Source organism: Streptomyces sp., from assembly GCF_035563135.1.
Lineage (GTDB): Bacteria > Actinomycetota > Actinomycetes > Streptomycetales > Streptomycetaceae > Streptomyces.
The window spans coordinates 1-10,362 of the sequence record NZ_DATMVN010000156.1 but is presented as its reverse complement, the minus strand read 5'-3'; the positions used below and the strand labels follow the sequence as shown (position 1 = coordinate 10,362).

General features: G+C 70.5%; 8 protein-coding genes and 2 pseudogenes. 3 read left to right on the top strand and 7 right to left on the bottom strand.

The genetic code is table 11. From position 1 onward, the window contains the following. The 4 genes and pseudogenes from VN520_RS06540 to VN520_RS06525 all read right to left on the bottom strand — a co-directional run. Positions 1–165: pseudogene (locus VN520_RS06540) on the bottom strand (ketosynthase chain-length factor); the annotation flags it as partial. Beyond that, on the bottom strand, positions 162–1,433 hold the full coding sequence (locus tag VN520_RS06535; RefSeq protein WP_325745888.1) for a beta-ketoacyl-[acyl-carrier-protein] synthase family protein: 1,272 nt from the start codon (positions 1,431–1,433) through the stop codon (positions 162–164). The gene VN520_RS06535 and the pseudogene VN520_RS06540, both read right to left, overlap by 4 nt. Beyond that, positions 1,430–1,873, bottom strand: coding sequence for a cupin domain-containing protein (locus tag VN520_RS06530; RefSeq protein WP_325745887.1), 444 nt, complete (start codon positions 1,871–1,873; stop codon positions 1,430–1,432). Before VN520_RS06530 ends, VN520_RS06535 begins: the two co-directional genes overlap by 4 nt. A 63-nt stretch (positions 1,874–1,936) precedes the next feature. Then, on the bottom strand, positions 1,937–3,055 hold the full coding sequence (locus VN520_RS06525) for a TcmI family type II polyketide cyclase (protein ID WP_325745886.1): 1,119 nt from the start codon (positions 3,053–3,055) through the stop codon (positions 1,937–1,939). A gap of 273 nt (positions 3,056–3,328) precedes the next feature. Here VN520_RS06525 and VN520_RS06520 point away from each other — a divergent pair, with 273 nt between their 5' ends. Beyond that, on the top strand, positions 3,329–4,963 hold the full coding sequence (locus VN520_RS06520) for an FAD-dependent monooxygenase (RefSeq protein ID WP_325745885.1): 1,635 nt from the start codon (positions 3,329–3,331) through the stop codon (positions 4,961–4,963). Between the two features lie 29 nt (positions 4,964–4,992). On the opposite strand, the gene VN520_RS06515 is transcribed toward VN520_RS06520, so the two are convergent. Both VN520_RS06515 and VN520_RS06510 read right to left on the bottom strand, forming a co-directional pair. Then, positions 4,993–6,513 carry an alpha/beta hydrolase gene (locus VN520_RS06515; RefSeq protein WP_325745884.1) on the bottom strand — a complete coding sequence of 507 codons (1,521 nt, stop codon included), beginning with the start codon at positions 6,511–6,513 and terminating at the stop codon, positions 4,993–4,995. Positions 6,514–6,602: 89 nt separating this feature from the next. Beyond that, a pseudogene (locus VN520_RS06510) lies at positions 6,603–7,133 on the bottom strand (TetR/AcrR family transcriptional regulator); the annotation flags it as partial. 128 nt (positions 7,134–7,261) lie between these two features. Between VN520_RS06510 and VN520_RS06505 the strand changes: the two are divergent. Beyond that, on the top strand, positions 7,262–7,729 hold the full coding sequence (locus tag VN520_RS06505) for a nuclear transport factor 2 family protein (RefSeq protein ID WP_325745883.1): 468 nt from the start codon (positions 7,262–7,264) through the stop codon (positions 7,727–7,729). Positions 7,730–7,844: 115 nt separating this feature from the next. Continuing rightward, complete coding sequence (gene paaK / locus VN520_RS06500; RefSeq protein WP_325745882.1) at positions 7,845–9,134, top strand: phenylacetate--CoA ligase PaaK; 1,290 nt, start codon at positions 7,845–7,847, stop codon at positions 9,132–9,134. 33 nt (positions 9,135–9,167) lie between these two features. Here the strand turns inward: paaK and VN520_RS06495 are convergent. Continuing rightward, a partial coding sequence (locus tag VN520_RS06495; protein WP_325745881.1) for an AMP-binding protein occupies positions 9,168–10,362 on the bottom strand: 1,195 nt, incomplete at its 5' end.

Sequence of the window (10,362 nt, the reverse complement as noted above, 5' to 3'; positions counted from 1 at the left end):
CCGCAGCGGGAGGTGTTCACAGCCCTCGCGGGACACGTGGTCGAGGACGCTGACACCTTCCTGGGTCTGCTTCCAGAAGGCACCGGCGCCGGTCCCGTTGGGGGCGACGACACCGATGCCCGTGATGACACAGCGGCGGTGCGCCGGGGTTGCCGGGGCGTTCATGGGGTCCTCCCGCCTGATCGGGTCATGGCGACGGCGGACTGGAATCCGCCGAAGCCGCTGCCGACCGAGAGCACGCTGCGCAGCTTGAGGGGCCGCGCGGTGCGGGGTACGTAATCGAGATCGCACTCGGGGTCCGCCGTCTCGTAGTTGGCCGTCGGCGGTACTGTCTGGTGCTTGATGGCCAGGACGCACGCGGCGATCTCGATCGCTCCGATGGCGCCGAGGGAGTGGCCGACCATCGACTTGATCGAGCTCATCGGCACCTTGTACGCGTGCGTGCCCAGGGCCCGTTTCACCGCTGCCGTCTCGTGCCGGTCGTTCTGCTTGGTGCCCGATCCGTGGGCGTTGACGTAGTCGACCTGCGATCCGTCGAGCCGGGCGTGCGCGAGGGCGGTGTTGATGGCCTCGGCCATCTCCAGCCCCTCGGTGGTCAGCCCGGTCATGTGGTAGGCGTTGCCGAATGTGGCGTAACCCGATATCTCGCAGTAGACGGTCGCGCCCCGGGCGCGGGCGTGCTCCAGTTCCTCGAGGATGAGGACGGCACCGCCCTCGCCCATGACGAAACCGTCCCTGCGGGCGTCGAACGGCCTGGAGGCGTGCTCCGGGTCGTCGTTGTTCGCCGAGGTCGCCTTGATCGCGTCGAAGCACGCCACCGTGATGGGGGTGATCGGCGTGTCCGACGCTCCGGCGACACAGATGTCGACCCGTCCCTCCTCGACGGAGTGGAAGGCGTACCCGATCGCGTCGAGGCCGGAGGTGCAGCCGGTCGAGACCGTCTGTACGGGACCGTGAGCCCCTACCTCTTCCGCGACCGCGGAGGCGAGGGTGCTGGGCGCGAAGGCCCGTTCGAGGTGGGGGCCCGCCGGCCGGTGGTCCACGTCCCAGCGCGCACCGCTGCCGCTGACGGCGACGTAGTCGTGCTCCAGGCGGGTGGTGCCGCCGACCGCGGTTCCGAGAGAGACCCCGATACGCCAGGGGTCCTCCTTCTCGAGGTCGAGGCCGGCATCGCCCAGTGCCTCCCTGGCGGCCACCAGGGCGAACTGGATGTAACGGTCCGAGCGGGCGATCAGGTCCGCGTCCAGGCCGTGCGCGACGGGATCGAAGTCGCACTCCGCGGCGATCCGCGACCGGAACTCCGCCGGGTCGAACAGCGTGATGCCGCGCGTCGCGGTACGGCCCTCGGCGAGCAGATCCCAGAACGCCGGAGCCCCGATGCCACCGGGTGCGACCACGCCGACCCCGGTGACGGCCACGCGCCGCCGGGTCATGAGGCCGCCCCCGTTCGTTCTGGCGGCGCGTAGCCGTCACTCTGGTCCGCGGTCTCCGTGACCTCGGTGTCCACATGTCCGAGTTCGGGACGCGGGGCGAGCGGACCGAGGTGGAAGACCATGCGGGCTTCCACGTCACCCACGTTGCGGAAGCGGTGGCGGACGTGCGGCGGGATCAGCAGACCCTGGTCGGGTCGCATCGGGTGTGATTCGCCATCCAGGTCCACTTCGAGCAGTCCGTCCACGACGTACACGAATTCCTCGGAGTACGGGTGGTAGTGCTCGCCGATGCGGTCACCGGGGGCGACGATGGCCAGCCCCATGAAGCCGCTGGTGGCACCCACCGCCGTGGGTGTGAGCATGGCGCGCAGGTCGCCTCCGCGCCTGCGGTTGGGCTGAGTCTCGCTGAGGTCCACGATGCGAGGCCGGTGGGTGGTCATGGCTGTTCTCCTCCAGGCACGTTGTGCGGTGTGACGGCAGCACGGGGTGCCGCCGGTGACGCATCAGGACTCGGTGGCCCGACGGTCGGTGATCAGGTCCATCTCGGCCTGCGCGAGGAAGCGCGCGGCCTCCTGGTCGGTCGTCGGCATCCCGTTCGCACCGCCGTCGAGCAGCCGGCCGAGCATGGCCGCCTTCCGATGGCCGCCTATACCGAGCGCCTGCGCCGGCTGCGCGCCGAGCGGGCCGCTCACCTCGAGAAGCCGCACCACGATGTCGTCGCGCTGGAAGATCGTGCTGCTCTCGACGGGGCTGGATCCGTCGTTCGCCGCTTCCTCGTCCTGGCCGGCGAGCAGCCTGGCCAAGGCCATGCCGCAGCCTTCCTTGGCCTGGTAGAAGAGCGCGTGCCGCTGGACGTCCTCGGAGGCGTGGCGTCCGGCCGTCACGTGGTGGACGGTCGGGAGTGCTGCCCGGGTGAAGAACATCCGGGCGGAGTCGGGGTCGCTGAGGTCGCGGTCCTGCTCCAGGTACGGGTTGATGGCCTCCTCGACGGCCCTGACCTCGGGCTGGCGCGAGACGTGACGCAGCGCTGCCATGAGGTCGCCCTCGACCTCGACCGCTCGCACGACCCGGTTGCCGTGCATGAAGAGCGAGGTACGGCGCAGCCGGGTGTTCTCGTCGACGCGCGCCTGGGGGGAGTCGTAATCGGCGAGGATCTTCGCGACCATCTCCTCCGTACCAGGCTTCACCGTGAAGGTGAGTGCGTGGCGTACGACGCCGTCGCCCAGGCGCGGGGCGGACTGGAGGCGGCCCCTGGCAGGCTCGGGGATGCTCTCGAACGCGGCCCCCGTCTCCCGCAGAACGCTGAAGCGAAGGGAGCGTGTGTCGCGCACGCAGCTGTGCAGCGGCTGCACCGTCGCCACGTGCTCCTCGCTGTTCACCCAGGCGAGGAAGGGCGGCGCGCTCTCCCACTCACTGGTGATGAGCCACTGGGAGGGGTTCTCGATGGACTGGCACAGCTGGTCGCTGATGTGCCCGGGAATCGAGGCCACCTGGTTGCGCATGTGCTCGTACGCCTCGAGGAACTGGTTCTGGGCGCCGTCGTGCAGGTCCAGCAGCAGTATGACCCGGAGCCTCGAACCGTCGAAGGCGGACTGAGATATCCGTTCCGAGAGGGTTGTCATCTTTCGCTCTCCTTCGAGACGGTGCGGCGGCCACGCCCCGTGGCCTCTCGTCATCCGTCGGTTTCGGTGGAAGCGGCGCAGGTCTCTGCCCGCCGGCACGTGACATCCGCCCCCGCATCGCGAGCATCGCTCCCGCGACTGATCGTGGAACGCCGGTACGTGCGGCGCGAGATTTATGAACCGTTCAGGTGAGGCACCGTCCGAAGCCCGGCCGAGGGCCTCCCGCAAGGGCATGGACACTGCATCCGTCACGCGTCCGAGCTGGAGCAACTGATGAACGAGAACGTCGATCTCCGCGTACCGGTCCTCATCGTGGGCGGTTCCCTGGTGGGCCTTTCCGCCTCGCTCTTCCTGAGCCGGCTCGGCGTCCGCCACCTGCTGGTGGAGAAACACAGCAGCACCTCCACCCACCCGCGGGGGCGCGGGAACAACGTCCGCACGATGGAGATCTTCCGGGCCGCGGGCGCCGAGCAGCTGATCCGCGACGCCGCATCCGTGCTGGCGGACAACCACGGAATTCTTCAGGCCGGGTCGCTCACCGGTGACGACCAGGAGTGGCTGTTCAAGGAGATCGACCCTGGTGGCGGGCTCGCCAGGTTCAGCCCGAGCGGCTGGTGCCTGTGCAGTCAGAACGACCTGGAGCCCGTGCTGGTCGCCCACGCCCGGGCGCAGGGCAGCGAGCTGCGGTTCTCCACCGAGCTGATCACTTTCGAGCAGGACGCGGACGGGGTCACCGCGGTGGTGAAGAGCCGGGAGACCGGGGAGCACACCACGGTGCGGGCGGACTACCTCGTCGCGGCCGACGGGCCCCGCAGCCCGGTCCGGCAGCAGCTGGGCATCGGACAGACCGGCCCGGGTGACCTCTTCCACAACGTGAGCATCACCTTCCGCTCGCGGCGGCTCGCCGCCGTGGTGGGTGAGCGGCGTTTCATCGTCTGTTATCTGACCGCCCCGGAGGCGGACGGCGCGCTGCTGCCCGTGGACAACGAGGAGCGGTGGGTGTTCCACGCGCCGTGGCGGCCCGACCTGGGTGAGACACTGGAGGACTTCACCGACGAGCGGTGCGCGGAGCACATCCGCAGGGCGGTCGGAGCGCCGGACCTGGACGTCGAGATCACGGGCAAGGCCCCGTGGCACGCCGCCGAGCGGGTCGCCGAGCGGTACGGCTCCGGCCGGGTCTTCCTGGCCGGTGACTCGGCGCACGAGATGTCACCCACCGGGGCGTTCGGCTCCAACACCGGTATCCAGGACGCGCACAACCTGGCCTGGAAACTGGCCGCCGTGATCGGCGAGGCGGCGGGACCGGGGCTTCTCGGGACGTACGAGGCGGAACGGCTTCCGGTGGCGAAGGCCACGAGTGCGCGCGCGTCGGCCCGTTCGGGAGAGCACAGCCATCCGGGATACGCGGGCTCGCCCGGCCCGGGCGGCGGCCGCCGGGGCGGCATGCTCACCGTCGCCCTCGGTTACCGCTATGTGCGGGGCGCCGTCCTGGACGCCGACCCCGGCCTCCCGGTGGTGCCGGCGGACATGAGTCTGGCGGGCGAACCCGGCACCCGGGCGCCGCACATGTGGCTCGGCCGGGACGGCGGGCGCGTGTCGACCCTGGATCTGTACGAGAAGTCGTTCGTGCTGCTGTGCGACGCCCGGTATCCGGAGTGGCGCGCAGGGGCGGAGCAGGTGGCGAAGCGCCTGTCGGTCCCTTTGGAGGCCTTCGGGATCGGTTCCGCTCCGGGCGCCGATCTGGAGCCCGGGAGCGGGGCCGACTGGTCCGCCGTCCACGGCACATCCGCCGAGGGCGCTGTCCTGGTGCGCCCCGACGGGTTCGTGGCCTGGCGTTCCGAGGGTGCGGCGGCGGACCCTGAGGCGACGCTGTACGAGGTCATGCTGACCCTGCTCCACCGTGGCTGACACGGGGAAGGCGCGGCCCGCGGGGTCCGTCAGCCGACGCCGAACGAGCGGAGAGCTGCGAGGAATGCCCGCGGGTTGTCGGCGTGCACGAGGTGGCCCGCGTCGACCGAGGTGAACGTCCCCCGTGGGATCTGCCGTGCCGTCCAGGCCAGTTGCTCCTGGTCGAGGTGGCTGCGGGAGCCTCCGATGACGAGTACCGGGGCCGTGATCCCGCCCAGGCCCTCCCGTGCGGCCGGGTCCGGGGCGTTCAACTGGGCGTCGGTGTCCGGCACGACCTGCCAGTCGTGGGCGAGCTCGTCCGTCGGCCGTTCGGCCGGCGGGCGGGGCGGGTCGAGCGGGAACAGGGCCGGAGCGTCCTCGACGACCAGGGCCCCGACCAGCGCCGGGTGCCGCTCGGCGAGCAGCAGGGCCGCCACTCCGCCCATGGAGTGGCCGATCACCGTGGCGCCGGACAGATTGCGGGCCTCCAGAAAGGCGTGCAGGTCGTCGCGGAAGAACTCGAAGGAGTAGCGGCCCGGCCAGTCGCTGAGGCCGTGGCCCCGGAAGTCGAGTGCGTACACCCGGTGGCGGGCCGCGAGCTGTTCGGCGATGTCCGTCCAGTCCAGGCTGCTCCCGCCCCGCCCGTGGGCAAGGACGACGGGCGGGGCCGAGGGATCGCCCCAGGTGCGGTACGCGAGCCGGATCCCGCCTGCCTGCACGCTGCTGACGTCGGGGTCGAGGAAGGCGGCGACGGTGCGGACGAAGGCGCCGGGGTCGTCCAGCCAGGGGAAGTGGCTCGCACCCCGCTGGACGGCGAACTCCGCATGGGGGAAGAGCGCCGCGAGTTCCGCCGCGCGGTCGGGGCTGGGGCCGCCGTCGTACTCCCCCGCGAGGACGAGCACGGGCACGGGCAGCCCCCGCAGCGCGGCGACCGCGGCACCGGCGCCGAGGCCGCTCTGCGGATAGTAGAGCGACCCGGCCAGGGCATTGCGCTGTGCGGGGGACGCGGCGGCATGCGCCTGGGCCGCCTCGTCCCAGCGCCCGTACATGAACGGCCGGATCCCGGCCCACGCCTCGGGCGTCGCGCGTCCGGCCTGGATCTCCTCCAGTGCGGCCCTGGCTTCGGCGTACCAGGGCTCGTCGATGCGCAGCTCTGCGGCTTCGCGCCGGTCCTGGTCGGTGGCGGGCAGGCCCAGGACGCCCGTCGCGGGTGTGATGAGAGTGAGGGAGCGCAGTCGTTGCGGATACTTCGCCGCGTAGAGCGCCGCCAGCTCCCCGGCGGCGGAATGGCCCAGCACATCGGCCCGTTCGAGGCCGAGGTGAGCGCGGAGCGCCTCGACGTCGTCGACGATCCGGTCGATCCGGTAGGTCGACGGGTCCTGCGGGACAGCCGAATCCCCGGTCCCCCGCAGGTCGAGCAGTACCAGCTGCCGCAGCCGGGACAGACCGCCGAGGTCGCCGAAATAGCGGGCGGCCCGCATGGGGCCGCCGGGCAGGCAGATCAGCGGTTCACCCTCACCCACCAGATGGTAGGCGAGCTCGGTTCCGTCGTACGTACTGAAGATCGGCATGACTGCCATCCAAGCAGGTCGAACGGTCCGTTGCGGATCGTACGCCGACAGCGGATCAGGTGACGGCGGCGTCCGCCAGGAGGCGGGGCGGCCGCCCGCCCCGCCTGGTGTGCGGGCTCGGGTGTTCCGGAGACGGCGGCGGTGACGATCGCGCCCTCGGCGAGCAGTACGAACGCGCCGGCGGGCCCCTGCGGCTGCCCTGCGGCGGCCACCAGGCCGGTGACCTAGGCACGGAACGCGTCCTTGTGGAGGCGCGCGACCTCGGCGACGGAGGCGTCCGTCGCACCGAGCTCACCGAAGCTGTTGATGAAGGCGCAGCCGCGGAAACCTGGCTCGGAGAACCATGTGTCCAGCCAGTCGAAGACCGCGAGGACCCGGTCCTGCGGCGGCCCCGGGCGGCTGTCCACGTAGGCCGCGAGCTGGGCGCACCATCGGATGTCCCGGGCTTCGGGGCAGGCACGGACCCGTGCGGACTTGGAGGGGAAGAGCGCGTGGAGGCGCTTGAGCAGGACACCGGACGCGGCACGGATGTCATCCATTCCGACCGTTTGGACACCTCGGGCGCAGAAGAGGCCCTCAGCCGCTTCCAGGGCCGCGTTCGGTGCTTGTACGAGATCCACCGTGATTCCCCTTGGCGCCTTGCCGGCCTTGCTTCCTCTGCACACCTTGCGCGAGAACGCACGTTCTCCTGCCGTACGGCACCTGGATGGAGAACCTACGTTCTCCTCTTCCGTCCGAGGGGGCCGTCATGACTGCGCAGCTGCTCGTTCCGCCGTTCGCCGAGGAGTCCGCGGCAGCGAAGGTCCGCCGCGCCGAGGACGCCTGGAACACCCGGGACCCCGAGAAGGTCGCGCCCGCCCGCACACAGGACTCACGCCGGCGCAATCGCGCCGAGCGGGTGACCGGCCGGAAGGAGATCATCCGTTTCCTCACGCGCAAGTGGGCCCGGGAGCTCGACCACCGCCCGGCCAGGGAGCTGTGGGTACACGAGGGCAACCGGATCGCCGTGCGCTTCGCCTACGAATGGCACGACGACGGGGGCCGCTGGTACCGCTCCTTGGGCAACGAGAACCGGGAATTCGACAGCCGCGGACTCATGCGGGTACGCCACGCGTCGATCGACGACGTGCCGACCGAGGAGGCCGGCCGCCGGTTCCGCCGGCCGCTCGGACCGCGTCCCGACAACCACCCCGGCCTCATCGGGACGGGCTTCTGAGCAGGAGTTGTCCACAGGCGACGACTCCCCCTTGCCAGAACCCGCCTCCTGCTGAATTACTGCTCCCAGGAGACGACCGAATGGTCGGTCGTCGGCCGGTGAGGAGATGATCCGTATGACCGTGCTGCTGGACTCCGGAGAGCGGCTCGGCCGCGACGAGCTCGAGGCTCTGCAGCTGGAGCGGCTCCGGGCCACGCTGCGGCACGCCTACGGGAACGTCGGTTTCTACCGTGCGGCCTTCGACAAGGCCGGGCTGCACCCCGAGGACTGCCGTACGCTCGCCGATCTCTCCCGTTTCCCGTTCACGGTCAAGGCCGACCTGCGTGACAACTACCCGTTCGGGATGTTCGCCGTTCCCGAGGACCGGGTGCGGCGGATCCACGCGTCCAGCGGCACGACCGGCCGCCCCACAGTGGTCGGATACACCGAGCGTGACCTGGACACGTGGGCAGACGTCGTCGCCCGGTCCATCAGAGCGGCAGGCGGGCGCCCGGGCCACAAAGCCCATGTGGCCTACGGCTACGGCCTGTTCACCGGAGGGCTCGGCGCTCATTACGGGGCGGAGCGCCTCGGTTGCACCGTCGTTCCGGCCTCCGGGGGCATGACGGCGCGCCAGGTCCAGCTGATCCAGGACTTCCGGCCCGAAATCATCATGATCACTCCCTCGTACATGCTGACTCTGCTGGACGAGTTCGAGCGTCAGGGTGTCGACCCCCGTGCGACGTCACTGAAGATCGGCATCTTCGGCGCGGAGCCGTGGACCGAGCAGATGCGCGGCGAGATCGAGCAGCGGTTCGCCATCGACGCCGTCGACATATACGGACTGTCGGAGGTGATGGGGCCGGGGGTGGCACAGGAATGCGCCGAGACCAAGGACGGGCTGCACATCTGGGAGGACCACTTCTATCCGGAGGTCGTCGACCCGTTCACCGGTGAGGTCCTCCCGGACGGGGAGGAGGGCGAGCTGGTCTTCACCTCGCTCACCAAGGAGGCCATGCCGGTGATCCGCTACCGGACCCGGGATCTGACACGGTTGCTGCCGGGCACGGCGCGCGTCTTCCGGCGCATGGAGAAGGTCACCGGGCGCAGTGACGACATGGTGATTCTGCGCGGGGTGAACCTCTTCCCCACACAGATCGAGGAGATCGTGCTGCGGACCCCCGGGGTGGCGCCGCACTTCCAGCTCCGGCTGACCCGGCAGGGCCGGCTGGACGCGCTGACCGTACGGGCGGAGGCGCGGGCCGGTGCGACGGCGGACGAGCGCGAGGCGGCCGCCGCCTCCATCGCGGCAGCCGTGAAGGACGGGGTGGGGGTGAGCGTCGGGGTCGAGATCGTCGATCCGGAGACTCTGGAGCGGTCGGTGGGCAAGATGAAGCGGATCGTCGACCTGAGGGGGACCGACTGAGCCGGACCGCCGGCGGAGCCGACGGACGGGGTGCTACGGCGTCGGGTCCGCGAACCGGTCCCGCAGCTCCCTCTTGAGGATCTTGCCGCTGGCGTTGCGGGGAAGTTCACCGACGATCAGGACCTTCTTCGGCGCTTTGAAATGGGCGAGTTCTCTGCGGGCGTGCTCGATGAGTTCGGATTCGGATGCTTCGCCCCGGAGCACCACGACCGCGGTGACGGCTTCGATCCAGCGCGCGTCGGGCAAGCCGACCACAGCCGCCTCGGCCACCGCGGGATGGGTGTAGAGGGCGTCCTCCACCTGCCGGGAGGCGACGAGGACGCCTCCTGAGTTGATGACGTCCTTCACGCGGTCCACGACCGTGAAGTAGCCCTCGGGATCGCGCACGGCGAGATCGCCGGAGTGGAACCAGCCGTCACGGAAGGCCTCTGCGCTCTCCTCCGGTTTGTCCCAGTAGCCCAGGCACAGTTGAGGGGAGCGGTAGACCACTTCGCCCGCGGTGCCGTCGGGTACCTCCCTGCCCTGCTCGTCGACCACCTTGGCCTCGACGAAGAGCACGGGCCGCCCGCAGGAGTCCATCCGCCCTTCGTGTTCGTCGGGGCCGAGGACGGTGGCGAGGGGCCCGATCTCGCTCTGGCCGAAGCAGTTGTAGAACGCCAGCCCGGGCAAGCGCTCGCGCAGACGTTCCAGGACGGGCACGGGCATGATCGAAGCGCCGTAATACGCCTTGCGCAGGGATCCGAGCTCACGGGTGGCGAATTCCGGATGGTTGGCGAGTGCGATCCAGACCGTCGGGGGCGCGAAGAGACTGTCCGCCCGGCCTGCTTCGACCAGGTCGAAGATCCGCTCGGCGTCCGGGGCGTCGAGGATGGTGTTCTCGGCGCCCACCGCGAGGTACGGCAGCAGGAACACATGCATCTGGGCGGAGTGATAGAGGGGCAGCGAGTGCACCGGCCGGTCGGTGGCGCGCAGGTCCAGAGCGGTGACGGCACTGACGTACTCGTGGACCAGGGCACCGTGCGTCATCATCGCGCCCTTGGGCCGGGCGGTCGTGCCGGAGGTGTAGAGCAGCTGGACCAGGTCGTCGGCTCCGGGTTCACGTCCGGGCGTGAAGGGGCGCGGAGTGTCCAGTTCACCGAGGAGGGAGCCCGGCGCGTCGCGCAGCGGCCGTACGGCATGGCCGGCCGGGACACGCGGGGCGAGGCCGGGGTCGGTGAGGACGAGTGCG